Origin of the sequence: Irregularibacter muris, from assembly GCF_024622505.1 — a bacterium.
GTDB classification, from domain to species: Bacteria; Bacillota; Clostridia; order Eubacteriales; family Garciellaceae; genus Irregularibacter; species Irregularibacter muris.
This window is the reverse complement of sequence record NZ_JANKAS010000001.1, coordinates 309,275-335,613: the sequence shown is the minus strand read 5'-3', so window position 1 is coordinate 335,613 and position 26,339 is coordinate 309,275. Positions and strand designations below refer to the sequence as shown.

Annotated in this window: 24 protein-coding genes; 2 read left to right on the top strand and 22 right to left on the bottom strand. The window is 35.1% G+C overall.

All coding sequences use genetic code 11. The features are described 5' to 3' along the window. Positions 1–79: 79 nt before the first annotated feature. From NSA47_RS01615 to NSA47_RS01555, 13 genes are all read right to left on the bottom strand, one after another. The gene (locus NSA47_RS01615) at positions 80–793 is read right to left on the bottom strand and encodes a YczE/YyaS/YitT family protein (protein WP_257529099.1); all 714 of its coding nucleotides are present in this window, start codon (positions 791–793) and stop codon (positions 80–82) included. A 119-nt stretch (positions 794–912) separates the two neighbouring features. Beyond that, positions 913–2,160: a CaiB/BaiF CoA transferase family protein gene (locus tag NSA47_RS01610; RefSeq protein WP_257529098.1), complete on the bottom strand. Its 1,248-nt coding sequence runs from the start codon at positions 2,158–2,160 to the stop codon at positions 913–915. A 58-nt stretch (positions 2,161–2,218) separates the two neighbouring features. Then, the gene (locus NSA47_RS01605) at positions 2,219–3,445 is read right to left on the bottom strand and encodes an electron transfer flavoprotein subunit alpha (protein ID WP_257529097.1); all 1,227 of its coding nucleotides are present in this window, start codon (positions 3,443–3,445) and stop codon (positions 2,219–2,221) included. 21 nt (positions 3,446–3,466) lie between these two features. Further along, on the bottom strand, positions 3,467–4,252 hold the full coding sequence (gene etfB, locus NSA47_RS01600; protein ID WP_257529096.1) for an electron transfer flavoprotein subunit beta: 786 nt from the start codon (positions 4,250–4,252) through the stop codon (positions 3,467–3,469). Positions 4,253–4,269: 17 nt separating this feature from the next. Beyond that, a complete protein-coding gene (locus NSA47_RS01595; RefSeq protein ID WP_257529094.1) occupies positions 4,270–5,409 on the bottom strand; it encodes an acyl-CoA dehydrogenase family protein in 1,140 nt (379 codons plus the stop codon). Continuing rightward, the gene (locus tag NSA47_RS01590; protein WP_257529093.1) at positions 5,382–7,028 is read right to left on the bottom strand and encodes an AMP-binding protein; all 1,647 of its coding nucleotides are present in this window, start codon (positions 7,026–7,028) and stop codon (positions 5,382–5,384) included. Before NSA47_RS01590 ends, NSA47_RS01595 begins: the two co-directional genes overlap by 28 nt. Continuing rightward, positions 7,025–8,191, bottom strand: coding sequence for a YkvI family membrane protein (locus NSA47_RS01585; protein WP_257529092.1), 1,167 nt, complete (start codon positions 8,189–8,191; stop codon positions 7,025–7,027). The genes NSA47_RS01590 and NSA47_RS01585 overlap by 4 nt, the downstream gene beginning before the upstream one ends. A gap of 135 nt (positions 8,192–8,326) precedes the next feature. Further along, entirely contained in the window at positions 8,327–9,448 is a 1,122-nt protein-coding gene (locus NSA47_RS01580; protein ID WP_257529091.1) for a 2-hydroxyacyl-CoA dehydratase subunit D, read from the bottom strand. Then, positions 9,448–10,686 (bottom strand): 2-hydroxyacyl-CoA dehydratase subunit D, encoded by a 1,239-nt coding sequence (locus tag NSA47_RS01575; protein WP_257529090.1) that lies wholly within the window; start codon positions 10,684–10,686, stop codon positions 9,448–9,450. The genes NSA47_RS01580 and NSA47_RS01575 overlap by 1 nt, the downstream gene beginning before the upstream one ends. A 14-nt stretch (positions 10,687–10,700) precedes the next feature. After that, positions 10,701–11,477, bottom strand: a complete 777-nt coding sequence (locus NSA47_RS01570; protein ID WP_257529088.1) for an acyl-CoA dehydratase activase — start codon at positions 11,475–11,477, stop codon at positions 10,701–10,703. Positions 11,478–11,828: 351 nt separating this feature from the next. Next, positions 11,829–12,521 (bottom strand): GntR family transcriptional regulator, encoded by a 693-nt coding sequence (locus tag NSA47_RS01565; protein WP_257529086.1) that lies wholly within the window; start codon positions 12,519–12,521, stop codon positions 11,829–11,831. Positions 12,522–12,897: 376 nt separating this feature from the next. Next, complete coding sequence (locus tag NSA47_RS01560; protein WP_257529085.1) at positions 12,898–13,731, bottom strand: sulfurtransferase; 834 nt, start codon at positions 13,729–13,731, stop codon at positions 12,898–12,900. 96 nt (positions 13,732–13,827) lie between these two features. Next, entirely contained in the window at positions 13,828–14,316 is a 489-nt protein-coding gene (locus NSA47_RS01555) for a hypothetical protein (RefSeq protein ID WP_257529084.1), read from the bottom strand. A 135-nt stretch (positions 14,317–14,451) separates the two neighbouring features. Between NSA47_RS01555 and NSA47_RS01550 the strand changes: the two genes are divergently transcribed. Next, the gene (locus NSA47_RS01550) at positions 14,452–14,970 is read left to right on the top strand and encodes a ferritin family protein (RefSeq protein ID WP_257529083.1); all 519 of its coding nucleotides are present in this window, start codon (positions 14,452–14,454) and stop codon (positions 14,968–14,970) included. 62 nt (positions 14,971–15,032) lie between these two features. Here NSA47_RS01550 and gltX read toward each other — a convergent pair whose 3' ends face one another. The 9 genes from gltX to typA form a co-directional block, all read right to left on the bottom strand. After that, on the bottom strand, positions 15,033–16,511 hold the full coding sequence (gene gltX / locus NSA47_RS01545) for a glutamate--tRNA ligase (RefSeq protein ID WP_306811064.1): 1,479 nt from the start codon (positions 16,509–16,511) through the stop codon (positions 15,033–15,035). Between the two features lie 70 nt (positions 16,512–16,581). Continuing rightward, a complete protein-coding gene (locus NSA47_RS01540; RefSeq protein WP_257529082.1) occupies positions 16,582–16,968 on the bottom strand; it encodes an iron-sulfur cluster assembly scaffold protein in 387 nt (128 codons plus the stop codon). Positions 16,969–17,077: 109 nt separating this feature from the next. Beyond that, positions 17,078–17,857 (bottom strand): Mrp/NBP35 family ATP-binding protein, encoded by a 780-nt coding sequence (locus NSA47_RS01535; protein ID WP_257529081.1) that lies wholly within the window; start codon positions 17,855–17,857, stop codon positions 17,078–17,080. Positions 17,858–18,045: 188 nt separating this feature from the next. Continuing rightward, on the bottom strand, positions 18,046–19,272 hold the full coding sequence (locus NSA47_RS01530; protein WP_257529080.1) for an FprA family A-type flavoprotein: 1,227 nt from the start codon (positions 19,270–19,272) through the stop codon (positions 18,046–18,048). A 177-nt stretch (positions 19,273–19,449) separates the two neighbouring features. Then, positions 19,450–20,160, bottom strand: a complete 711-nt coding sequence (locus NSA47_RS01525) for a Crp/Fnr family transcriptional regulator (RefSeq protein ID WP_257529079.1) — start codon at positions 20,158–20,160, stop codon at positions 19,450–19,452. A gap of 137 nt (positions 20,161–20,297) precedes the next feature. Continuing rightward, positions 20,298–21,473: a quaternary amine ABC transporter ATP-binding protein gene (locus NSA47_RS01520; protein ID WP_257529078.1), complete on the bottom strand. Its 1,176-nt coding sequence runs from the start codon at positions 21,471–21,473 to the stop codon at positions 20,298–20,300. Positions 21,474–21,498: 25 nt separating this feature from the next. Beyond that, on the bottom strand, positions 21,499–22,350 hold the full coding sequence (locus NSA47_RS01515; protein WP_257529077.1) for an ABC transporter permease: 852 nt from the start codon (positions 22,348–22,350) through the stop codon (positions 21,499–21,501). 123 nt (positions 22,351–22,473) lie between these two features. Then, the gene (locus NSA47_RS01510; RefSeq protein WP_257529076.1) at positions 22,474–23,505 is read right to left on the bottom strand and encodes an ABC transporter substrate-binding protein; all 1,032 of its coding nucleotides are present in this window, start codon (positions 23,503–23,505) and stop codon (positions 22,474–22,476) included. A gap of 236 nt (positions 23,506–23,741) precedes the next feature. Next, on the bottom strand, positions 23,742–25,568 hold the full coding sequence (gene typA, locus NSA47_RS01505; protein WP_257529075.1) for a translational GTPase TypA: 1,827 nt from the start codon (positions 25,566–25,568) through the stop codon (positions 23,742–23,744). Between the two features lie 217 nt (positions 25,569–25,785). Here typA and NSA47_RS01500 point away from each other — a divergent pair, with 217 nt between their 5' ends. Further along, the gene (locus NSA47_RS01500) at positions 25,786–26,262 is read left to right on the top strand and encodes a superoxide dismutase family protein (RefSeq protein WP_257529074.1); all 477 of its coding nucleotides are present in this window, start codon (positions 25,786–25,788) and stop codon (positions 26,260–26,262) included. Positions 26,263–26,339: the final 77 nt, after the last annotated feature.

Here is a 26,339-nt window from a genome sequence, read left to right as displayed (position 1 = left end):
ACTTGTTGTGCTGGTTGATTACTCTTCTCCTGCCAACTGGCACAACAAGTTGCTCCATTTTAATGATAGACCTTCTCTTTTATGATGTAACTTTAGATTTAGAAAATTTTATAAAATCAAAATCCAATATTGCTTTTGTTTTTTCTTCAGGCAAAAGGGGTTTTCCCCCTACATATTTATTCATAAAATTTAAACATGATCCTATCATACTGCCTAAAATAATAGCCGATACTAGTGTTCCAATATGTAAGCCCTGTAACTTTCTAAAAAATAACATACTAGAAGCAAAGGATATGGTAAAACAAACCAGATCAAATCCTGTTTTAAATTTTTTATATTTAATATTTTTTATTTCTGTAATTTCTTTTACAAAAGTGTCAAAAGGAAGAATAGGATAATTGCTTTTTATTAGAGAGGCTAGACCTACAGAAATAACTACCGAGGATAAAATAAATAACATAATTCTTTCCACGAGTGTACTGGCTGTATAGAAAGTCAAAAGTCCACCAAATAAATCTATAGTCACTCCGAATAAAAAAGCAACGATAAAGGACATTAAATGCTTTACTGTGAGTTTTTTAATCATTATCACTAAAAGTAGTAAGGAAAAACCATGAATAATATAGTTCCATTGTCCAAAACTTAATTTTGTAAAATATAAGCTAAAAACATAGGGAACAGATGTGGCAACTGAAATGCCTAAATCTGATTTAACCACCAATACGACACCCAGACTTAAACATGCTAATCCTAATAAAAATAAAAATAAATTATAGATTTTTAATTTTTCCATATACGCCTCCAAAGAATCGTTTTTTATGTAAACATAAATATGACATTGCTTTTCCTATATACTATATAAAGCAATGTCATATTTAGATCCTAATTATTTTAAACTGTATTTCAATATACTTATTTTAATTTGTTATCCTGATCATCCCATACATATAACGCTTTACTATTCTTTAATTCCTGAATTTCCTCATTACTATATCCTATTTCCCTTAAGATTTCTGGCCCTTGTTCTCCAATTAGCGGACCACGATTATAATCTGGTCTTCCCATCTCCGCAAATTTTACTGGTAAACATACTAATGTTCTTTCATTACCATTATCGTATTTCATCTTGTAGAAGCAATTATTTGCCCATGCTTGCTTATCCTCTAAAATTTCTTCCCAAGACTGAGCTACACTAAAGGGAATATCCGCATTGGTCAAAATTTCTTTCCATTCTAAAACTTCCTTGTTTTTCATAGCTTCTGCTACAATATCATATACTTCGGTGCCAAGGTTTTTTGCCTGTAAGTTTTGCACGGGGAAGTAATTTTCATCATCCACTAAATCTTCCCTACCAATAGCAGTCATAAACCTCTTATAATAGGTATTATAATCAGGCATACAGGTTTGAATATATCTACCGTCCTTAGTTAGCCATGCAGTATTAAATGGGTTATCTGCTTCGCGAATATCAATAGGATATTTTTTCCCAATATCTTTATATTGGGCTGCTTGCACCATCATCCCCATATTAAATATAGCACTTTCAAATAAACTTGTAGTGACTTTTTCGCCCTTTCCAGTGGTCTTTGCTTGATAAAGTGCCGCCAAGATTCCCGCTACTAAGTTCATTCCTACATTATGATCACCAACTCCCGGTACCACATTCATAGGTCTGGAATCCTTTTGTCGTAAAGTTTCTAGATATCCACCTCTTGCAAAGTAGGCAGTAAAGTCAAAACCTGGAAGATCCTTATCAGGTCCAAATTCACCATAACCTGTGCACATAGCATAAACTAAACTAGGATATCTTTCTCGTAAAGCTTCATAATCCAATCCGGCTCTTTCTAATGCTTGCACCCTCCAGTTGGTAATTAATATATCGGCTTGATCTAATAATTTGAAAAATGCCTCTTTTCCCTTAGGATCTTTCATATTAAGAGAAATACAAGATTTATTTGCATTTTCTAATTCCCAGGTAGTGTTTTCATACATATCCAAAGGTCTTCCTTCAGATGGTGCTGTATATCTTAAGGGATCACCCTTTGGTGATTCAATTTTAATAACCTCTGCTCCTAAATCCGCTAAAAATCTACCGGCTGTTGCTGCTGCAATAAATGTAGCAAGTTCTATTACTTTAACACCCTCTAATGGTTTGCTCATGATTTTACCTCCTTTTAAGTTGTAAATTTTTTCACACTAAAGATATCTATCATAATTATTAGTAACTGGAAGCACAAGAAAGAGAATTGGATCTTTCCTCTAATTTATCTAATTCTTCAATAATTGTAGGGATGACTTGATATAAATCCCCGACAATGCCAAAGTCTGCCGTTTCCAAAATAGGTGCAGCCTCATTGGTATTGATAGCAATAATATAATCAGAATTTTGCATTCCTGCAAGATGTTGAATAGCTCCTGATATTCCACAGGCAAAATAAATCTTAGGCTTAACCGTAGTTCCTGTCTGACCAATTTGGTGTGAATGATCAATCCAACCGGCATCAACACATGCCCGAGAAGCTCCTACCATTGCTCCTAGTTTATCTGCTAATTTTTGTAGGAGTTCAAATCCCTCTGGTTTTCCAAGTCCCATACCACCAGAGACAATTATTTCGGCATCTGTTAAAGATACTTGATTCTTTACGGTTTTTACAATATCTATAACCTTTGTGCGAATATCTCCATCGTTAAATTCTACCTCTAACTTGACAACTTCTCCCTTAAGGGAACGGTCATATTGGGCCTTATCCATAACCCCTGGTCTAACTGTGGACATCTGTGGTCTATGATCTTTACAAACAATGGTTGCCATTAGGTTACCTCCAAAAGCTGGTCGAGTTTGTTTAAGATATTTGCCCACAGGATCAATTTCCAATTGGGTACAGTCTGCCGTTAACCCTGTATTGGCTTTAACCGCAAGGCAAGGCCCTAAATCCCGTCCTATATGGGTCGCTCCTAGCAATACAATTTCCGGTTTATATTTTTCAATAGCTGAATAAATCACCTTTGTATAGGCATCTGTTCTATAGGTATTTAGCTCCCCATGGTCAGCAATATAAACTTTTTCCGCACCATGGGCAAAAAGCTCATCCGCTAGAAAATCCACATTATGGCCACAAAGTACAGCGCAAAGTTCTGTGCCAATTTCCTTTGCTAATTTTTTCCCTTCTCCTAATAGCTCCATAACTACAGGCATAATTTTACCATCTCTTTGTTCAGCAAAGACCCATACCCCTTGGTATGCACTAATATCCTGTGTGTTTTTCTTTTCCACTTCAGTTTTTTCTATAGCATCAAAAGGACATTTTTCAACACATACACCACATTCAGTACAGGAAGTTCCTATCACTGCCAATTTGCCTTCCATGGTTATCGCATCAAAGGGACAGTTCTTTACACATATAGAACATCCTTTACATTTCTCATCGATTACATTAATTGCCATATTTATTCACCTGTCCTTTCATTAAATTAAATGTTCTTGAGATAATTTGTTAACTAACTTATTTGCAATTTCAGATATATTGCCTTTAAATATTTCCCCTTTTCCTTTTTGAGGGGGAGTAAAGGATCGAAATACCTGGGTAGGTGATGCACTTAACCCACAATCCTGAGAATCCAATTCTAAATCCTTATGATTCCATATCACGATTTCCTTAGCGTAAGCATCTAAAATGCCGCTAACTGTCATATATCTAGGGTCATTTAATTCTTTTACACAGGTTAGTACACAGGGCATTTCTACTTCTAATACTTCATAGCCATCTTCCAGTTGTCTTTCCACTATACATTTACCCTCTTGTAATTTTACATCCTGTACATAGGTAACTACTGGAAGATCCAATCTTTGGGCAGTTTGAGGACCTACTTGGGCGGTATCACCATCAATGGCCTGTCTTCCGGCAAAAATGATATCTACATCCCCTACTTTTCTGATTCCTGCTGCTAGGGTAGTGCTGGTAGCACAGGTGTCTGCTCCTCCAAAGGCTCTATCGCTTAATAGATAAGCCGAATCTGCCCCCATAGCCATACATTCTCTTAGCATTTCCTCAGCTTGAGGTGGTCCCATAGTAATTACAGATACTTCTGTGCCTTTTATTTCATCTTTGATTTTTAATGCTGCCTCTAGGGCATTTGCATCGTCAGGATTCAGAATACTGGGGACACCTTCCCGAATCAGCGTCCCTTTTACAGGATCTATCTTTACTTCATTGGTATCAGGTACTTGTTTTACGCAAACTAGAATTTTCATCTATCATCTTCTCCTTTCTATTTCTTGAGCAATTGCCCTGCGATTACCATTTGTTGTACTTGAGTAGTTCCTTCGTAAATTGTAAACACTCTACAATCCCTATACATTCTCTCAATCTTATAATCCTTTATAAAACCGTAACCTCCATGAATTTGTAAGGCTTTTGCACAGATTTCATTACAAACTTCTGAGGCATAGTATTTTGCTATAGAAGCTGCCTGGGTAGTATTTTGATTGGTGTCTTTCAAATAAGCAGCTTTATAAGTTAATAATTTTGCTGCTTCTAATTTTGCTGCCATATCTGCTATCATAAAGCTTATTCCTTGGAATTTTGCAATACTTCTACCGAATTGTTTTCTTTCTGCAGCATATTTAATGGCTTCATCTAGGGCTCCTTGGGCAACACCTATGGACTGGGCAGCTACACCAATCCGTCCAACATCAAGAGTTTTCATGGCATTAATGAAACCTTTCCCCTCTTCTCCTAGAAGATCACCTTTATGCACCCGTACATTTTCTAGAATAATATCACTGGTTGCACATCCGATTAATCCCATTTTATCTTCTGGTTTACCACAGGAAACACCAGGTAATGTCATATCTACTATAAATGCACTTATTCCTTTAGTCCCCTTGGTTACATCTGTTTTTGCATATACAACTGCATAATCTGCTAAGGGAGCTGCCGTAATAAAAGTTTTTCGTCCGTTTAGTATATAATAATCCCCATCCTTAACTGCTTGGGTAAGCATTCCACCAGCGTCAGACCCCGCATCAGGTTCGGTTAAAGCAAAACACAATTTTTTCTCATTGGTTAAAATAGGTCGTAAATACTTATCTTTTTGTTCTTCAGTACCTTCTAATAAAAGAGGTCCACCGGATAGGGAGTTTGGAGAGGAAACATAGATACTGGCCACACCACTTACTCGGGCAATTTCCTCTACCACGGTAACATAGGCTCTATGATCTGCTCCACTCCCCCCATACTCTCTAGGAATTTTAATCCCAAAAAAACCTACATTGGCCATTTTCTGTAGTATTTCTTCGGGGAATTCCCCGCTTTCCTCTATCTTGTCTAATATTTCAGTGGTCAATTCTTTTTCAGCGAACTCCCTGGCTAGTTTTCTAATTAGTTCATGTTGCTTTGTAAAAAACATACTAGATCCTCCTCATTCTTTGGATTTATTCTATTAATGGCTTGTTGTTTTAAATCATTAATCCTAACTTTTCCACTTGCTGTGTGGGGAAAGTTATTAAATATCAATATATGCTTTGGAACTTTATACTCCGCTAATCTTTCTCCTATAAACTTCTTCAATGCTACTGTGTCTATTTCTTCTCCTCTTTCAGGAATAATGCAAGCCACAATTTCTTCTTGTAACACATCAGCTTCTATTCCTATAACCTTTACATCTTTAATTTTTGGAAAGCATCCAATGCATTCTTCTATTTCCAAGGGGGAAATATTCTCCCCACCCCGTATAATCATTTCCGATGCTCTTCCTGTGATGTATAAATATCCATTATGATCTAAATATCCAAGATCTCCGGTAGATAGCCAGCCCTCTTCATTAATAGCTCTCTGAGTCTCTGTAGGTGTTTTATAATAGCATTTCATTACATGATAACCCTTTGTTTGTATTTCACCTATCTGACCCGGTAACAACTCTTTCTGGGAATCCTGATCATAAATTCTTAGGAAAACATTATTAATGGTCCTACCTACTGTCTTAGATTTTATCTCCAAGGAATCCTCATAATCAGAAATAGTAATACAGGGCGAAGCCTCAGTCTGCCCATAAGAAGGTTGTAAATGACTAATGTGAAAAGTTTTACACAATTTCAAATAATCACTGGCAGATATGGGAGAACCAGCTATAATTCCTGACCTTATGGAAGATAAAGGATATCTTGAACGCTGTTTATTATGCAACATAGCAAGAAACATAGTGGGAACACCATTTAAAATGGTACAGTTCTCTTCATAAACTCTTTTTAAAACCTCTAAAGATCTGCACTGTTGTAATAAGTGTATAGTACACCCTGCATGAACTGCTGCTAATAAACTAGCCGTTATACCAAAACAATGAAATAAAGGAACGGCGATACACATCCTATCCTCATTAGTCCAACGCATATTTCTAGCAATTTCTAAAGAATTATTGTTTAGACTATAATGGGAAAGCATAACTCCCTTTGGTAGCTTTGTCGTGCCAGAGGTGAAAAACATTGCTGCCGTATCATGGATAGATATTTTACTTTGTTGTTGGAAAAGTTCCCTTAACTCTTCTTTAGTTGGAGGAGAACTTTTTTCTTGCAGTCCCTCCCAGCTACCATCTCTGGATTGGCCGATAGCAACACAGTTTTCCCCTTTGAGATATCCAATGGATTCTAATCTTTTTAAAATACTTTCACAATCACAGTCTTTATAGGAATCACCATAGCATATAAATTCTATATCCGCATATTCTAATACATTAGATAGCTCCTGTTCTTTGTAACAGGTATTAATTAATACAGGTATAGCTCCTAGCTTTATCAGTGCAAAAAAGTTGATAATCCAATTTGGACTATTGATACTCCAAATGCCTACATGGGTTCCCTTTGTTATCCCCTTTCTCATAAAAAAAATAGCAACATTATTGGATCTTAAGTCAAGGTCACTCCATGAAAATTTCTTTCCCTTATATTCCAATGCTAGTTGTTCGGGAGCCTGATTCACTCGCTCCCGAAAACTATCATATATGGTTTTCTTTTCTAGCTTAATTGCAATCACCTACTTGTTGATTTCTCAACCTTATCAATTTTACCCATTGCAGTAAGAATCATGTGGATAATATAGGGAACAATCACAACAGCTATGGTAATATATCCTAAGTATCCATATCCCACCTTAACCAATGGCAATAAACCAAATTGGGCGATACAGAATGCTAATATAACAAATACAAATGTAGTAATAATAGTTAGTTTTGAAGGTTTTGTTTTTCCATTAGAATCTTTGGATTGTTCTTTGTCATATTTAACCACTATACGGTTTACAATGCCAGCGATCATGTTTACTGCAGTAGATACTGCACCAAGGATAATTAAAATAGAAATGATAGGCGTCATAAAAGAACTTCCTACCCCGTTACGAATTAGGGTTAAGATTGGAATAGGTTGTTGATCTATTCCAGGAGTATTTACAATGGCTAATAAACCTAAAGTGGAAATAAAGATGATGCCAGCATTTACAATTACTCCATAAATCATACTTGTTTTTGCATCCTTTTCTGAAGTAAAGGCCTTCGCATGTTGTACTAACAATCCAATAGAAGCTAATTGAAAGAAGGCATAAACTAGAGAACTCCATATAGCTGGCCCTACAGGTGCTTCTTGGCTGGCTAAAGCCTTGATGTTAGCAGTAATATTTCCCCATTGGGCAATAATATTAGGGATGTACACCACTAATAATCCAACAATAATAATGACTGATAAAGTAGAAGCTGCTTTACGAACAATTTCTGTTCCATATACCGTGGTAATGAAAATAAATATTCCTATAATTACTGTACATAATAAGTAGGGAATTCCTATAAGCTCAGCCATAGTAGATCCACCAGTGGCAAAAGCTACTGAGGGTGCTAAACAAAGTAAAATAATGTAAACTATTTCATATAAATTTGAAAAGATTGGAGCAAATTTTCCATAAAAACTATCATTAAAGCTTCTATAGTCATATACATCGTGTCTTTTTGCATATCGAAGAGCATACCACTGAAAAACAGCACCTACCACTTGAGCTAAAATTGGTGTGATTAAAGTCCAGATGCCAAATACAATAAAGTATTGAAACAATTGTGCACCTGATGCAAATCCTCCACCAAATTGTGTAGTAAACCAAACAAACGCTACACCAACTGTCACTGACATGTTATTCTTATTGATTAATTTCATAACGTTTCCCCCTATTCATAGGAATTTAATTTATTTTTTAAAGATTGCCCAATTGGTTTTCTGCAGCATATATTTTGTAATCTTTAATTTGTGCCGCAGAAAAATTCAGTCTCATGTGCAATAAGAATTACTTTATTAAATATTTTCTTTAAAGGTCTGAATCATCGTTTTTGCTTGCTCATAATTTACCATTTGTCTATCTACTTCAATTTGGATGCAATGAAGTGATGCAGCATCACATGCTTTTTTAATAATGACATAATCAAATTCTTCCGGATCACAAAACTTAGTCATAACCATTAGAATCCCCTTAGCCCCTCTATCCTTGGCCATATTTACAATATAATCAGCTCGTTTTTTATCAACATCATATAATACTGAACAATAATCCATCTCTGCGAACTTATTAGCTAAAGCCTCCAATGCTGTATCCGCTGGTTTAGTATCTACTCGATATTGTCTTGATTCATGAGCGATATCGTCCCCAACAATTTGGAGATTATTTTCATCAAAAATAGATAGTAAGCTTGGATTATCTGCTAAAATACCAGAAGTAACCACTTGAATCTTTTTATTTTCTTCCTTTGGCATTTTTTTAAGCTCTTCAATTAATTCTTTAACCAGTAAAGTATGTTGTTCTTTTAACATAAAATAAGCACTTTTAAAAATATCATTTCTTTGGCTGGCTGTTATAGAGGGGTAATCTCCTAATAATTTAGAGATTTCTCTCATCACAGCATTGTGTTTGTTATATATTTCACTTGACTTTTCCAAAGAATGATCATCAAATTGATGACCTGTTATTTCTTCTAAATCTTTGATTACTCTTTCGTAACTCGCCTTAGTAAAACCAATGCCTGGCTTAATCTTTCTATTTTGGGGGTAGTTCATAGGGATAAGAGGAATGCCTGAAACACCATATTTCCAGTTTTGTCCCAAGGATTTTAGGGAATCGCATAAATTAGGAATAACCATAGCACTGACCCCTTCATATTCTCCACCTACTCCAAGTTCTAAAACAGATTGAGCAATACTACAAATAAAAGCTGGAAAGTATCTCTTGGATTCCTTTAATTCCATATCTGCTCCCCACACGCCAAAGGGAACCATATCCATTGAATGAATAATCTCTTCTGGTGTATAAACAGGAGCACAGGCTACTGCTTTCTTACCTTCTGCTAAATATCTTTCCAGTTGCATTTTTGGATTGGTTGCAACTTCATGAAATTTATCCAACATTTTTTTAATATCTGCCATTATCTGTTCCCCTCCTTATTTGCTTCCATTATCTCTGTTAATCCTTGTACCCTGGTATCATACTGGGCTTCAGAAAAGTTACGTGGATCAGCCTGGTCTCCATCAAAGGAAGTTACAGGAAGTTCACATTCCTCACCAATTTGACGACTCATTTCGTACATAAATCCACTCCACAACTTACAGGATCTATTGGTGTGTACTAAGAGTCCCTCTGCTCTTGTCCTCTTTACAATATCAATTCGAACATCCCTTGCCCTTTCCAGATTCATACAATTAGGTACTTTACAGTAAGCCTTAATAAGACCGTCAAAATCGTCATAACAAACTCCAAAAGCATCTGCATAAATAGTCGCTACCATATTAATGCCCCGGTTTTTTAATCCAGTGAAAGTGGTTCGTAGATGTGGCCAACAGGCAATCCCTTCAAACATAATTCTATGTTTCTCCTCTGCCCTAAAGGTACTGCTTCCTTCTTGTACCGCTTTTTTATACTCTTCTGTCAAAGTTTCAAAGGCTTCTGCTGCCTCTACGGTACCCCTAGCACAAACTGCAACGGCCATGTGATTAAGCAAATCAAATCCACTTAATGGTGAGGGCTCATATTTTGTATAGGATGTAGCTTCTAACCATGCTCGTGAGGTGCGATTGGAAATGGCCATAACTTCTTTAAACTTTTCATCATCCCACCTTTTCCCAGTGATTTCTTCTAATTGCTTTATGGCTTCTAAAAATTGTCCTTTTACATAAGCTATTTGGGCATCAGACACCTCATAATCTGTAGTAAAGGGGATGTCTATCATAATTAAAGGAATATTTAATTCCTTTGCAAGGTTTTCATACCACTTAATCATGCAATTACATATATTATTACAACATAGTAGAAAATCAGGTTGGGGCATATTCTGTTCTGGTGCATCCTTAATTTTGGCATAAGCTAAACTTATCCTAGCATAGGCACAAATATCATTAGAATAGCCATCACTTTCTGCGATTTCACACAGTTTTTCGCCAGCTCCCCTAGCGGCAATAGCGGCTGCTTGGTTTTCCGGATAACATACCTTTAAACCTAGGGTCTGATGAATTTCTTGGGGGAAATTACTGGCACACCATCCTACCATTTCACCCCGATCCTTTGCCTCTTGGGCCTCTTGATAATGCTTCACAATAATCTGATTGAGCTTATACTTTGCTGAGTTTGGATCTACTGGGCGTCTTTGTTTTTTTACTGCTTCTGCCATAAAAATACCTCCCTTTATTTATTTGCTTTATCATAAGCGAGTAAAGCTGCACCTAAAGCACCCATAAGCTGGGCATCTTTGGTAAATACAATGTCAGTTTCTAAAAAACTTTCTAGGGCTGTTCTTACTCCACCATTTTGTGCCACTCCACCGCTCATATAAACTTTTTCTCTGATTCCAATTCTTTTTGCTAGAGAGCCTACTCTTCGAGCCACTGATTCACAAATTCCTGCTACTAAATCTGGTAATTTTACCCCTAAGGCTAGCTGAGATATGACTTCTGATTCGGCAAATACCGTGCAAGTATTTGAAATTCTTACGGGATTACTTGATTTGGCCGCTTGCTTTTCCAAATCTTGAATATTTAATTGCAAAATATTGGCCATGACATCAAGAAATCTTCCTGTACCAGCTGCGCATTTATCATTCATTAAAAAATTCAACATTCTGCCCTTCTCATTTAGGGCAAGTACTTTTACATCCTGTCCACCTATATCAATAATTGTGCGAACATCAGGACATGTAAAATGTACCCCCCTTGCATGACAAGTTAGTTCACTCACTTCTTCATTTGCTATCTTAAAGGAAGTACGCCCATATCCTGTGGCCACTATATAAGCAATATCTTGTTCAAGAATAGGTGCTTTCTCTATCACTTCTTCTAATGCCCTTTCAGGTCCATTGGTACCTGTGCCGGCAGCAACTATTGATGAGGAAACAAATTCTTTTCCATCTTTTAAAATCATACATTTTGAGGTAGTGGAACCCACATCTACACCTAGTGTATACAATTTCCCCCCTCCATTTCATGGATTCTAGAATACTTGTATACAAGTATTCCGAAAAATAATTGCATGTATTGTTTTTATTTCTATAAGTAAAATTAACACATGCTAAATCAAATCATGATCTTTATCTAATTAATCGTCAAAAATATTTGTTAATGTTTTGTCTAGTTAAAATATTAACACCTATTCCTGTGTTTGTAAATAGATTTTTATAATTATATACAAAAAATCATACCTTGGTGATTTTCTCTAAAATATTGAGCAAATATTGCTTATATTTCGTGATTTTATTATAAAATCACCAATTTTTAGAAATCACGGGTATGATTTTCTTGAGTATTTTTAGTTTTTATTCTATTCAGATAGAAAGTGAAAATATTGAGGGAAAGCTTGACTAGATTCTGTACTGGCTTCTGCGATTGTCCTTATATGTTCTTCTATATGGGTTTGAGCTAATTTTAGATCATTATCTTTCAGTGCCTTTACAATTGCCTGATGTTCATCAAATATGTCAGATAAACTATGGGTATAGCTAACATATAAATTTCTCCATCTATTGACATGGATTAAAGGTTCCTTGATTAAATCAATTAGTCCCTTTCGTTTACTTCCACTTATTAATAAATTGTGAAATTCTTCATCTAACATTTTATATTCGTCAGGATAGCCCTCACGATGATAATATAATTTTTGTTGTTCTAGATTTTTTTCTAATTCTTTAATTAATTCTTCTTTATGGGGAAGTTTTATTATCTTAGATAAACATTCCTTTTCTAAAGCATTCCTTAAAAATAAAACATCATTTACATAATTGACATCAATTAGACTAATATATGTACCTCTTTGAGGATATATTTCAACTAGTTTTTGTGCCTTTAATCTAGTAAATACTGTACGTATTACTGAACGTGATACATTATATTCCGCACAGGTTTCATTTTCACTTATCTTTCTTCCAGGCTCAAGCTCTAAGTTAATAATTCTTTCTAACATATCTTTATACACTTCATCCACACTGATAGGCATTGCATTAGATTTTAAATACATTGTTGCTCCTTTCCCTGAAAACTTTTTTCTTCTTTTATTTACAAGAAAGATGGTATATTCAATTATTGTACAAGTTAAATCTCCTATTTAGCTTGCACAATACCTCATATTATTAGTTTATCAATCTTTCCCTTATCTGTAAATATCACCAATCCATTATTACTGTTAGGGAATTATCCTTTATTCTGAGGGATAAAGTTTCCATAGATACTAGAATAATTACACTGCTTTTTAAGAATTTTTCATAATAATAATAATAATAATAGCAATGAACACCAGCAATGTTAATTAATTGTCCTTAATTTTATAATCACCTTATTAGGAGGAAGATTTGCACTTAACCTTTATGTTATTCGATAAAAAATGATTAAATATTTTATTTCTCTCCCTTAGCAATAGGGTAGTCTCTATAGGTAATCCAATCACTCCAACTTCCAACATATAGTTTTGCCTTTAGACCTAGTTCATCAAGGGCAATAAAATTCATACAAGCATTTATGCCTGAACCACAATACAGCCCAATGTCCTGATAATTTTTAATATCTTCAAATCTTTTTTCCAATTTATCTTTTTCCTTCCACTCACCCTTTTCTTTTAAATTATCCTCTGCTGGATAAAGTTTGGCTCCTGGTATATGACCAGCTATTTTATCTACTGGTTCCACTTCTCCAATATATCTTTCTTTTGTCCTAGCATCAAGAAGCACAAGCGTGTCATCTTCTAACCTTTGTTGAATTTCTTGGGCAGTAATTTGCATTTCTTTGTTTATATTGATGGGAATATTTCCCTCTCGCTGTTCAGGAATATTCTTTGACAATGGATAATTTATTTCTAGCCACTTTTCTAATCCACCATCCAAGACATAGACTTTTTCATGGCCAATATATTTTAATTGCCACCAAAGTCTAGCAGCAGTAAATAATTTATTATCATCATAGGCAACAACTATAGTGTTTTTGCTCACTCCCATTTCTTCTATTGTTTTTTTAAAAGCCATTGTATCTGGTAATGGATGTCTACCCCCATGTACTCCCTTAGATCCCGATAGCTGATTTTTAGTATTTATGAAATAGGCCCCAGGAATATGGGCTTTCAAATAATTTTGATATCCGTCCTCTCCTTCAACCAAGCTGGATCTACAGTCTACTATAACAATATTTTTATCCGATATATTCTTACAAAGCCATTGAGCACTCACTAAATTTTTCATTTTTACCCTCCTCAATAAATTCCTGTAGTGCGATATTCTGTTTTCTAAATGTTTATTTAAGATAGTACAAAAACTTTGCAATTAAGCAAAGTTTTCTCACTCTTCTTCTATGATGATATCTTTTCTTTTTTTACTAAGTGCTTCTATTCTTTCAATGATACTAAGAATTTCATTGGATATATTACGGAGATCACCAGTTTCCACATTTTTATGGAGGAAAAAGCTTTCAAAGGAATGTTTAAAGGTCTCAATCCTATTTCCCAACTCTACAAATTCAGGGAAATTATTGCTATTTACAGCATTGCTAAATAGCTCAATATCCTTTAAAATAAATTTCACGATCTCTTCTTCTGTTTCAAATCTTCCCAAAGGAAGGCTATAAGGTCTAATTCTATCAATGAAAAATCCTCCATGATTATCCCGATGATAGGTATATTTTAACTTAAATTGTGTATCTGGATTAGACTCTGGATGAATATAGTATTTTACATAGACGATATTGTTATCAATCTCATCTACAGTACATCCCAGCTCTCTTAAATCTTCCAAGGCATATCTATGTAATAATGAACGTCTACTAAACATAACGCAACCTCCTTTTTGCTTTTATTCTATCATATCCTAATACAAAAAAAATAGGAATATTTAATTTTTAATTTGATTGTTTTTCTCTATCCAGGGTATATTATAACTGAAATAGGATACTTGAGGAGGTATATTATGGAGAAAATCAAAAGAATATTAAAATTTGGTATGCGTTTAGAAAAACAAGGGGAAAATTTTTATGAATACTACCGAGATGTAGTCACAAATAAGGGCACTAAAGAATTATTTGATGATTTAGCAAAAATGGAAAGAGATCATTACAATCTCTTAGAAAAAAAATATGATGAATTAAATACTAAGGATGACCTAAAGGTAATTTCTTGGGTTGTAGATGATCGAGAGTATTTTGATAGCCCAAAAATCTTTGGCCAAGCTGCAGATTTAGTGCCTACTGAAAATGAAGACACACAAATTTCTGATTTAGCAATTATGAGAATGGCCTATATCATTGAAGGAGACTTTTGTGAATTTTATAAAAATGCAGCAGAAAACGTAGAAAATGAAGAAGTGAAAAAATTCTTACTTCAACTATCAGAGTGGGAAAATGGACACAAAGAGATTTTTCAGAAGGAATATAGAAAACTATTAAAAGAAGACTGGGAGGACATGGAAAATTATCTTGCTTTAGATTAATTTATTTTTTACATAATGAATAAGAGGGAGACCGATATGGTCTCCCTCTTATTCATTATGCTTTAAGAAATATATTGATCCTCTACATAGTTTAATCTTTCTACAATACGCTTTTCACCTAAAACAGTGATAATTTTCATTAAATCTGGCCCGTGCATTTGCCCCGTAAGCATTATACGCACTGGCATAAATAGATTCTTTCCCTTAATTCCTTCTTCTTTTTGAATTTCTTTAAATATACCCTTTGCTATTGTAGGATCTAGATTTTCTGTTTTCTGTATTTTTTCTCTAAATACAGTAATCAGCTTGGGGATTTGTTCTCCCTGTAAAATATCATGACACTCTTGATCCTCTAAAGAGATTTCATCTTTAAAGAAAAGGGCAGCTTGCTCAGGAATTTGAGATAAATAGGAAACCTTATCTTTAATGGATTCTACCATCATTTCAATCCACTCATATCTTTTTTCTAGGTCTTCCTCCTGAATATATCCTGTTTCTAATAAATAAGGAATAGACAACTTTGTAATTCTTTCAACAGATGCTTCTCTAATATAGTGGGCATTCATCCAATTTAATTTACTTACATCAAAAACTGCTCCGGATTTATTGACTCTTTCTAAATCAAATAATTGTCCCAATTCCTCTATGGAGAATATTTCTTCTTCATTTCCTGGGCTCCATCCCAGTAGTGCAATAAAATTCACTAAAGCTTCTGGTAAATATCCCTTTTTCATAAAATCTTCTACCGCAACGTCCCCTTGACGCTTGCTTAGTTTTTTTCGATCTTGGTTTAGGATATTTGGTAAATGGACGAATTGGGGAGCATCCCATCCAAAAGCCTCATAAAGAAGCACATGTTTTGGTGTAGAGGGTAACCACTCTTCTCCTCTAATAATATGGGTAATCCCCATTAAATAATCATCTACAATCACAGCAAAATGATAGGTTGGATAACCATCAGATTTAATCAGCACCTGATCATCTAAGTCGTTGGTGTTGACTTCGATATGTCCTCTGACAATATCATCAAAGGTCACCAAACGGTTTTCTGGTAGCTTCAAACGTATGACATAGGGTTGTCCTTCCTTTAATTTTGCTTCTATTTCCTCTTGACTTAAATTTCTACAATGTCCATCATATCTTGCAATGTCCCCTTTAGCCTTTTGCTCATCTCTAACTTTATCTAATCTCTCTTTAGAACAAAAACAATAATAGGCCCAGCCATTGTCCAATAGTTTTTGAATATATTCTTTGTAAATAGGTAATCGTTCTGACTGAATATATGGGCCATTTTCCCCTTTTTGTATAATCCTTCCTTCTTGGATAAATGGACCTTCTTCATGATAAACCTCTGCCCAATTCATGGATTGGATAAGGCCTTCAATGGCACCCTCTACTAATCTATTTTGATCGGTATCTTCTATTCTTAATACCATTGTCCCATTGTTTTTCTTAGCAAATAAGTAATTATATAATGCTGTTCTCAGTCCACCAATATGTAAATATCCTGTTGGGCTTGGTGCGAATCTTACTCTAACCATAATAATTTATTCCCTCCTTCATCTGACAACATTTTACCATCTACAAGCTCCTTTTTCAATGTCCCTTCTGTCACAGACTATTATCGTCTTTATTTCTTGTTTTGGCGTAGTCTATAATTGCTTTTTTAAGTGCTAAAGCTCCCAGTAAAGAACAATGTACTTTTTCTTCGGGAAGCCCCCCTAATGCGTTAATAATATCCCCCTCTGTAATAGCAAAGGCTGCCATTACCGGTTTATTTTTAGCTAGCTCTGTAGTCATACTACTGGACGCTATGGCACCAGCACAACCATGTACTTTAAACTTTATATCTTTAACAAAATCATTTTCCACTTTAATATATATTTTTAAATAATCACCACAGGAGGGGTCCCCTGCCTCGCCCATACCATCATAATCTTCTATTACTCCTACATTCCTTGGATTAGTAAAGTGCTCAATAGCTATATCCGTATACAAAACAATATCCCCCTCTACCCATTTCCTTGATTTAATTTCAGTTTTTTCTATTGTATTATATCATAACTTTCAGCACTTCTTTATTTCAGGAATAGTGAATTCGCTAATTTTATAATATTTTTAATATGTTTTGTATAAATTCTTCATACTGATCCTTTTGATTTTGAATGTATTCTTCAATTTTTCCTTCATCACTCATTTCTACAAGTTTAGGATCTATAGGTAGTTTTGAAATTAACTCTAGATCCATTTCTTGAGTTATGCCTTCAATTAGACTCTTTCCAAAGATTTCTGTTTTTTCATCACAATGAGGACATTGAAAGTAACTCATATTCTCTACAATACCCAAAAGAGGAATATCTAAAGAACTAGCCATTTTAACAGATTTTTTCACGATTAATTTTACTAGTTCTTGGGGAGAAGTCACGACAATAATCCCATCTATGGGTATGACTTGCATAATGGTAAGGGGAATATCTCCTGTTCCTGGAGGCAAGTCGATAAATAAGTAATCCAATTCTCCCCAGTTAACATGGGAGAAAAATTGCTTTACGGTATTATTTAAAATAGGACCTCTCCAAATCACAGGAGATTCTTCATTGTCTAATAATAGGTTAATGGATATTGTCTTAATACCCGAGGATGTTTCTACTGGATCTATATATTTATTATTTCTATCGGCTCTTTCTTTATTAATTCCAAAAATTCTAGGTATACTAGGGCCCGTGATATCCGCATCCATAATTCCTACTTTATAACCTTGATCCTGAACTAGAGAAGCAATTAAAGAGGTGACTGAGGATTTTCCTACCCCACCTTTCCCACTCATAATGGCAATTACTTTTTTAATTGTTGAAAATTCATTGGGTTTTTCTTTTTGAAAAATCATTTTATCCCTCCAGAACATAATTATTTTTTAAAATATCTTTATTCCTTAAAGAAAATTTATCCTCAATTGGATTTTTCCCAAAGTATCTTGGCTTATACTAAGCTTTGCCTTTCTTTAATCTTCTTTCCATATAAGATTAAAGAGTTTCCAATGGAAACTCCCTAATCGTCCTTTATCTAGTCATTGTGTTATTTTGCAAGGAGTTCTCCAAAGATTCGCCCAGCTTCCTGAGCTCTCTCCATTTCCTCTTCTCTACTAAATTGTATTCTTAGAGGGAAGATAGGCTTCTCCATTCCTGTTGTTTTTATTAAGTAATTCTGGTTAATTGTTGTAAATCCTAATTTTTCTAAATGCTCTTCTACATGGACAATCCCTTCGCCACTCCATCCATAGGAACCAAAGGCAGCTGCTAGTTTCTCTTGTCCTTCTTCATCGGCTAAATGGGTCAATAATTCCTCTACATTACCTACCATGTCTGCATATTTTGTGGAGCTGCCTACTAACAAACCATCGCAATCTTGGATGGCAGATTTGACATCCTCTAATTGGGCATTTTTTAGATTAAATACAAGGGGGTTAATCTCCATTTCTTCTAATCCCTTCACTATTCTTTGTACAATTTTTGTGGTGTTTCCGGTCATAGTGCTATAGGCAATAACCACCTTTTTGTCCTTTGCATTTCCATCTATATTGCTGTACTCATCATATAACTGAATATATTTCTGGGCATTTTCCCGCAAAATATAGCCGTGGGAAGGTGCGATCATCTTCACTGGCAAATCTTTAATTTTTTTTAACATATCCCTTACATAGGAACGATGAGGATGCATAATTAGCTGATAATACACTTTATAATCTTCTTCATATTCTTCCTTAGCTAAATCATTGAAAAGCTCCTTTGTGGCAATGTGAGTGCTAAATTGGTCACAGGGATATAAGATTTTATCTTCAATGCAATAGGTAACCATGGTTTCTTCGGTATGAAGATATGGCGTTTCAAAGAATTTTAATGTTTTACCTCCAATATCTAAGGTGTCTCCCTCTTTAATAATTAGATACTCTCTATGATGAAGTTTAAACATATCCTTTAGTAATTCTGCACCCAGGGCAGTAGTTACAATTTGAGCATTCGGTGCTTGAGCTGCCAGGGCAGGTAGCGCACCTGCATGGTCGGGCTCTACGTGGTTGATGATAATGTATTGAATTTCTGATGGATCTATTATTTCCTTTAAATTGTCTACAAATTCTTTTCCAAATAAAATATCTACAGTATCTATAATGGTTGGTTTTTCTGTTTTTAGCAGATAACTATTGTATGTGGTTCCTTTTTCTAAAGTCAATCTATGAAAGGGTACCTTTCGATCATCGATTTTACCTATCCAATAGGATTGAGGTGCAATTTCAATAGCTTTCATATTATTCATCCTCCCTTAATGTTAAATAACTTTTCTTTGTCTTTATTATAAGAGTCTTAGAATATTCATTCTGTGATTTCAATCAAACTTTAAAAGTTATTTAACCAAAGGCTTTTCCTTTCATGAATAATAAATTAGAAGAGCAACGAAGTCGCTGCCCTTAAAAATCCTCTATCTCTATACACTTTGTGAAAGTGCCTCTATATTCTTCACTAAGATTTTCTTGTTTCCGATTATTTCAATTATGCTTTCTTCTTGGAGGGCATTTAATTTTCTGCTAATGGTTTCTCTAGTCACACCGATGTAATTAGCCATACCCTCTCTGTTCAAGGGTAAATTTATTAACACTCCCTCTTTATTATCCTTTCCATAATTTCGGGCAAAATCCAACAGCATCGTTCCAATTCTTGATTCTATATCCTTTGTACCAAGACTTTGCAACATGGATTGAGTTTTTTCCAACCGTTTAACCAATTCTTCTATAATATTTAAACTAATATCTGGATAATCATGGATTAGTTTTTCAAAGTCTTCCTTATAAATCATACATATATGGGTATTTTCTAAGGCCTCAGCATTATAGGTAGAATGCTGATTGATTAATATATTCATTTCTCCTATAAAATCTCCTGAAGAATATATAGATAAAATTTGTTCCTTGCCCTCTGGCGTATACCGATAGGCCTTTACTTTTCCTCTATTGATAATCATTAAATTTTTACTTTCATTACCTTCAAAGAGAATAATTTCTCCTTTTTTATACTTTCTTCTCTTAATTAATGATAATACCCTTTCTAATTGTACCTTATTTAATTGTGAAAAAATAGGTACGTGCCTAGCACAACTACGATGCTCACAATCACTGCAATTACAGGTTATGATTTCCACTTCTCTCATCTCCTCATCTTCTTCACTTATTATTGTATAATGAAAATGATTATCAATGCAAGTTTAATAAAAAAGAGGTAAGGGAAACAGTGATATGAGCCAGTTCACAGAATCCCTTACCTCTTTTTGTTAAACTATTATGAAGCTAAACCGGAGAGTACAGATACTCGGACAATAATGCCTTCAAACTTTCCTTCATCACTTACAACAGCTATAGGATATTTGGTATCTGCTGCCTTAGGAATTAAATCTTGTACATAATCACATGAATGTGCTACATGATAATCCGTCCTAATGATATCTTTTAAAGTCTTCTTGTTTTTTATAGCCTCTATTGCATCATCTATAGTAATAATCCCTTCAAGTATTCTTTTATCACCTACTACAAATAGGCTAGAGATACCATTTGAACGCATCTCTTGTACGGCTACTTTCAAACCATCTTTATTTGACACCAAGGCTGGGCTCTTTTTCATAATATGTTTTGCTTGGAGAACTTTTGAACGATCAATATCATGAATAAAGTCTTCAATATATTGGTTTGATGGATTTTCAAGAATTTCTTCTGGTGTACCTACTTGTACAACTTCTCCATCTTTCATTACTGCAACTCTGTCTCCAATCTTAAATGCCTCATTGACATCATGGGTGATAAAAATGATGGTTTTCTTTAATTTTGCCTGTATGTCTAGTAATTCTACCTGCATTTCCCGACGAATTAAAGGATCCAATGCGCTAAAGGGTTCATCCATAAGCAAAATATCTGGATCGTTTGCTAGTGCCCTAGCTAGCCCTACTCTTTGCTGCATCCCCCCACTAAGTTGGTGGGGCATAGATTCCTCCCATCCTTCTAACCCAACAGTCTTGATGGCTTCCATAGCAATCTTAGTTCTTTCCTCTTTAGAAACCTTTTTTATCTCTAGACCATATTCAACGTTAGATAAAATATTTCGATGGGTTAAAAGACCAAAATGCTGAAATACCATAGCCATCTTTTTTTGCCTAAACTCTTTTAGCTGTTTTTTATCATATTTTACAATATTTTCACCATCAACAATTACTTTCCCCTTTGTGGGTTTATTTAATAAATTAAGACATCGAATTAGAGTTGATTTCCCACTACCGGACAGTCCCATGATGACGAAAGTTTCTCCCTCTTTTACCTCCAGAGAAACATTATTCACACCGATTGCCTGTCCTGTTTTTTCTAATATCTCTTTTTTACTTTTTCCCTGCTCTAACATTCTAAAGGCTTCTTTAGGATTTCGTCCAAAAATTTTATATAAATCTTCCACTTTTAATTTTATTGTCATGGTCTACTCCTCCCTTCTCCTTCTTTTATTCTGATACCTTAAAGCTATCCGCCATACCCTGGGTAATTCGATCAAGAATAATTGCTAGGATAACAATACTTAGGCCTGCTTCAGAGCCCATGGCTACGTCAATTCGGTTAATGGCTGTAATAACATTTATACCCAGCCCCTTAGCTCCAACCATGGAGGCGATAACCACCATGGAAATAGCCATCATAATGGTTTGATTTATACCTGTCATAATGGTAGGTAATGCCTGGGGTAATTCTACCTTGATCAAAGTTTGCCATGGTGATGAGCCAAAGGAATATGCTGCTTCTTTCATTTCCCTTGGTACTCTTCGAATAGCAAGATTAGTTAATCGAATAGCAGGAGGAATTGCATAAATGGTTGTTGCAAATACTGCCGGTACTAATCCAAGTCCAAAGAGCATAATGGCTGGAATTAGATATACAAAACTAGGCATGGTTTGCATAGCGTCTAAAAGAGGCTTAACCACCATATCCAATTTTTCACTATAGGCTGTTATAATCCCAATAGGTATACCTATGATGAGGGAAATAATCACAGCTGTAATGACTACTCCTAAAGTCAGCATCATAGCTTCCCAAAGACCAAAGGTACCGATGAGGAAAATAAGTACAGCATAGGATAGACCAGCCTTCCACCCCTTTACCTTCCAACCTATTACAAATATGAAAACAATAAATATCCACCAAGGAATAATCATTAGAAAATTCTGTACGCCTAATAAAAAGTTTAAAGTCCCTGTCTTAATCACATCAAAAAATACTGAAAAATTGCTTTGTAGCCATTTTACCAATTGATCAACATACATTCCAAAATGAAATCTCAATGAATCTGGAAACATTCCCATAATTACGAGTTGTTATAATAAAACATACAACTCTTTTCACCTCATTCCTATAATAGTCTTATGAAAGGAAATATGAACAAATGTAGGAGGAAAATCTCCATACATTTGTTCATATTTTCTTAATTATTGAATAGCTTCTTTTACTTTTTGGGCGATATCTTCAGATACCCACTGAGTCCAAATATCTTCTTTTTCTCTTAAAAACCATAGTCCTGCTTCTTCAGCGGTAGTATTGTTGTCTTGCATATAGGCTAAAGCCTCACTTGTTATATCACTACTTGTTTTATATTTTTCTAAAAATTCTACTACCTTTGGTGCTTTCTCTGGCATATCTTTGTATACTGCCACTGCAACATCTACAGCTGGCCATTCAGTAGCGTAACCATCTTCCCATTTTGCTTCATCATAGGGTTCATCTTCTAGTAAAGTAAAGTCATATTTCCCTGTTACCCAAGTAGGCTCCCAATAGTAACCTACCCAGGCTTCTCCACTTTCATAGGCTGCTGCAAGAGAAGCTGCAAGACCAGAATCAGATCCAGGGCTGAAATAATTAAACTGCTCATCTAGTCCATAGGTCTCTACTTTGGTTCTCAATATTTGGTCTACCTCCCATCCAGGAGGGCCACCATATATTCTACCCTTGGATGGATCTTCTTCATCTTTAAATAGTTCTGGATATTTAGCCAAGTCTTTTACCGTCTTTAAATCTGGAGCCATAGGTTCTATCCCTCTGTCTGGGTCTCCCTTGATCACATAGGTAGGTACGTATAGCCCTTGGGCATTATCATCAAAGTTTGTAGAAGTCTTGATGATATCGCCGTTTTTTATAGCTTCGTCATATCTTTCCTGGACATTTTGAATCCATACTTCCATATAGACATCAATTTCTCCATTAGTAAAACCAGTAAAGGTGGCTGCAGTAGAACCAGAAATAACATCTGTTGGATAGCCATATCCTTTTTCTATAATGGTTTGGGCTACAGCATTGTGAAATTGAATGCTTTCCCATTGGGCATCTGCAAAGACAATTTTGTCTTTCCCACTTTCTCCTGTTGTATCATTTGTAGAACAGGCGGTAAATCCAATCATAGCAAGACTTATGTAGAGTACCAATAGAATGATTAAACTTTTTTTCTTCTTGAAAATTTTTGTCATAGTATTTGCTCCCCTCATTTTGTAGGTAAAAATTAAATCTTACTTTCTTGGTAAAAATAGATCTTTTAATTGTGACAACTCATTTATAATTTTAGGTTGTAACTTGTCTGTAATTATAACAATATTTTCTAAGTCTTGTCAATACCCTATGAGAAATTTTTACGCAAAAAAACCGCCATATCTAGTCTATATATGGCGGTCTTGTCCATCATCAAAGAATATTAAATTAAATATTATTATTTGTTTCGGCTTGCTCTTTTGCGTTTTGTACTGTCTAAAATTTTCTTTCGAATACGGGTATTTTCTGGTGTGATTTCCACCAATTCATCTTCTTCAATAAATTCTAGGGCCTGCTCTAAGCTTAAAACTTTTGGAGGAGATAATTTAAGAGCGTCATCGGATCCAGAGGCACGGACATTTGTAAGTTGCTTTCTTTTACAGACATTTACCTCTATATCCCCTAATCGAGCATTTTCTCCCACAATCATTCCTTCATAGACTTTAACTCCCGCTCCAATAAACAGCGTTCCCCTCTCTTGAGCATTAAACAATCCATAGGCTATAGATTCTCCTGTCTCATAGGCAATAAGTGACCCTTGGGAACGAGTAGGTATTTCTCCTTTGTAGGGTGCATACCCATCAAAAATAGTATTTAAAATTCCATTTCCTTTAGTGTCTGTCATAAATTCCGATGCATAACCAATTAGGCCTCTAGCTGGTATGGAAAATTCTAATCGGGAATATCCACCTTTGGATTGGGTCATATTGATTAGTTCTGCCTTTCTCTTCCCCAATTTTTCTATAACCGTACCCATAAATTCCTCTGGCACATCTATAGTTACTATTTCCATAGGTTCATTTTTCTTTCCATCTATGATTTCAAAGAGTACTTCAGGCTTTGAAACTTGGAATTCATATCCTTCTCGTCTCATGGTTTCAATGAGTATGGAAAGATGAAGTTCACCTCTACCTGATACTTTAAAGGCATCAGGGCTATCTGTTTCCTCTATTTTAATACTGACATCGGTTTGTAATTCTCTAAATAATCTATCTCTTAATTGTCTAGAGGTTACAAATTTCCCTTCCTGTCCTGCAAAGGGGCTATCATTTACAGAGAAGGTCATGGCAATCGTAGGTTGGGAGATTTTTACAAAGGGAAGGGCTTCAGGATGTTCCGCATTACATACGGTGTCCCCAATGTGAATCCCCTCTATTCCCGCAATAGCCACAATACTTCCTACCTCAGCTTGGTCAACTTCCATTCTATTTAATCCTTCAAATTCATAAAGTTTTGTAATTTTAACCTTTTTATGCAGTTCTGGGTTTTGTTCATTTACCATAATCGCCTCTTGATTGGTTTTAATGCTTCCTCTTTCTACTTTACCCACACCAATACGTCCAATATAATTATCATAGTCAATGGTAGAAATTAAAACTTGGAAAGGACCATCAAAATTCCCCTTTGGCGCTGGGATATGTTCCAGTATGGTCTCAAATAATGGCTCCATATTATCTCCTAGCTTGTGCATATCTAAGGAGGCTATCCCATTTTTAGCAGAGGCATATACAAAGGGGCATTCTAGTTGTTCTTCATCTGCATCTAGCTCTATAAAAAGATCTAGCACTTCATCCATTACCTTTTCTGGTCGTGCTCCTGGTCTATCTACTTTGTTAATACATGAAATAACTGGTAGTTCTAGTTCTAGAGCTTTTTTAAGAACAAATTTTGTTTGAGGCATAGGACCTTCAAAGGCATCTACTACCAAAACAACTCCATTCACCATCTTTAATACCCGCTCTACTTCTCCGCCAAAATCAGCATGGCCCGGTGTATCAATAATATTAATCTTTGTATCTTTATAACGAACAGCTGTATTTTTAGAAAGGATAGTAATTCCTCGTTCTCTTTCTAGATCATTTGAATCCATTACCCTTTCTTGAATCACTTGATTTTCCCTAAAAGTACCACTTTGTCTTAAAAGTTGGTCTACTAAGGTAGTTTTACCGTGGTCTACATGGGCAATAATAGCTATGTTTCTTACATCATTTCTGACCTGTTCCATGTTATTTCCTACTTTCCTATTAAATTTAAATATGATTATTTTTACTCTACATTATATAAAATTCCCCCAATTAACTATTTTAACACTTTTTGAGGATTAATAGAAATAAAATTAAAAAAAATATGATTTTCTCTCTAGTAACACTCCTTTTCTACCCGCATATGATAAATTGACAGTCAATCTTTGGAAATTATATGGAAATTGAGGTGATCTATCGATGTATAATCAAAATGAATGTCATGCTGTAGCTTATATAAAAGGGGGACCTTTAGCACCGAATATACAAGGTACGGTAAATTTCCAAGACGTTCCAGGGGGAACCATGGTATGTGCATGTATTATGGGATTACCTGAATACAAACCAGCATTAGGAAATCGTGCCCCCATTGGACCCCATGGCTTCCATATTCATGAAAATGGAAGTTGCATGATTGGTGATCCCACCGACCCCTTCCAAGCTGCAGGTGAACATTGGAATCCTTGCAATCAACCCCATGGCAATCATGCTGGGGATTTCCCTGTTCTTTTCTCTAATAATGGAATGGCGAACACCTGCTTTTTTACCAATAAGTTCAAAGTAAATGATATTATCGGAAAAGCTATTATTATCCATGAAAACCCTGATGACTATCGTACACAACCAGCAGGAGCATCTGGAAAACGGTTAGCCTGCGGGATCGTACAATCTATGTAGCCCTCAAGATTAAAAGCCCCAAGTGTGATATCACTCTTGGGGCTTTTAATCTTGAGGGCCAAGTAAATGAAATAAAT

What these genes read in the sequence shown, in the direction of transcription:
- NSA47_RS01535 (WP_257529081.1), bottom strand. Translation starts at nt 17,857, where the DNA reads ATGATTTTTCAAAAAGAAAAACCCAATGAATTTTCAACAATTAAAAAA.
- NSA47_RS01565 (WP_257529086.1), bottom strand. Translation starts at nt 12,521, where the DNA reads ATGTATTTAAAATCTAATGCAATGCCTATCAGTGTGGATGAAGTGTAT.
- NSA47_RS01515 (WP_257529077.1), bottom strand. Translation starts at nt 22,350, where the DNA reads ATGGGAATGTTTCCAGATTCATTGAGATTTCATTTTGGAATGTATGTT.
- NSA47_RS01510 (WP_257529076.1), bottom strand. Translation starts at nt 23,505, where the DNA reads ATGACAAAAATTTTCAAGAAGAAAAAAAGTTTAATCATTCTATTGGTA.
- typA (WP_257529075.1), bottom strand. Translation starts at nt 25,568, where the DNA reads ATGGAACAGGTCAGAAATGATGTAAGAAACATAGCTATTATTGCCCAT.
- NSA47_RS01595 (WP_257529094.1), bottom strand. Translation starts at nt 5,409, where the DNA reads ATGTTTTTTACAAAGCAACATGAACTAATTAGAAAACTAGCCAGGGAG.
- NSA47_RS01585 (WP_257529092.1), bottom strand. Translation starts at nt 8,191, where the DNA reads ATGAAATTAATCAATAAGAATAACATGTCAGTGACAGTTGGTGTAGCG.
- NSA47_RS01575 (WP_257529090.1), bottom strand. Translation starts at nt 10,686, where the DNA reads ATGGCAGAAGCAGTAAAAAAACAAAGACGCCCAGTAGATCCAAACTCA.
- NSA47_RS01615 (WP_257529099.1), bottom strand. Translation starts at nt 793, where the DNA reads ATGGAAAAATTAAAAATCTATAATTTATTTTTATTTTTATTAGGATTA.
- NSA47_RS01500 (WP_257529074.1), top strand. Translation starts at nt 25,786, where the DNA reads ATGTATAATCAAAATGAATGTCATGCTGTAGCTTATATAAAAGGGGGA.
- NSA47_RS01550 (WP_257529083.1), top strand. Translation starts at nt 14,452, where the DNA reads ATGGAGAAAATCAAAAGAATATTAAAATTTGGTATGCGTTTAGAAAAA.
- NSA47_RS01560 (WP_257529085.1), bottom strand. Translation starts at nt 13,731, where the DNA reads ATGAAAAATTTAGTGAGTGCTCAATGGCTTTGTAAGAATATATCGGAT.
- NSA47_RS01580 (WP_257529091.1), bottom strand. Translation starts at nt 9,448, where the DNA reads ATGGCAGATATTAAAAAAATGTTGGATAAATTTCATGAAGTTGCAACC.
- NSA47_RS01530 (WP_257529080.1), bottom strand. Translation starts at nt 19,272, where the DNA reads ATGAAAGCTATTGAAATTGCACCTCAATCCTATTGGATAGGTAAAATC.
- gltX (WP_306811064.1), bottom strand. Translation starts at nt 16,511, where the DNA reads ATGGTTAGAGTAAGATTCGCACCAAGCCCAACAGGATATTTACATATT.
- etfB (WP_257529096.1), bottom strand. Translation starts at nt 4,252, where the DNA reads ATGAAAATTCTAGTTTGCGTAAAACAAGTACCTGATACCAATGAAGTA.
- NSA47_RS01605 (WP_257529097.1), bottom strand. Translation starts at nt 3,445, where the DNA reads ATGGCAATTAATGTAATCGATGAGAAATGTAAAGGATGTTCTATATGT.
- NSA47_RS01610 (WP_257529098.1), bottom strand. Translation starts at nt 2,160, where the DNA reads ATGAGCAAACCATTAGAGGGTGTTAAAGTAATAGAACTTGCTACATTT.
- NSA47_RS01520 (WP_257529078.1), bottom strand. Translation starts at nt 21,473, where the DNA reads ATGACAATAAAATTAAAAGTGGAAGATTTATATAAAATTTTTGGACGA.
- NSA47_RS01555 (WP_257529084.1), bottom strand. Translation starts at nt 14,316, where the DNA reads ATGTTTAGTAGACGTTCATTATTACATAGATATGCCTTGGAAGATTTA.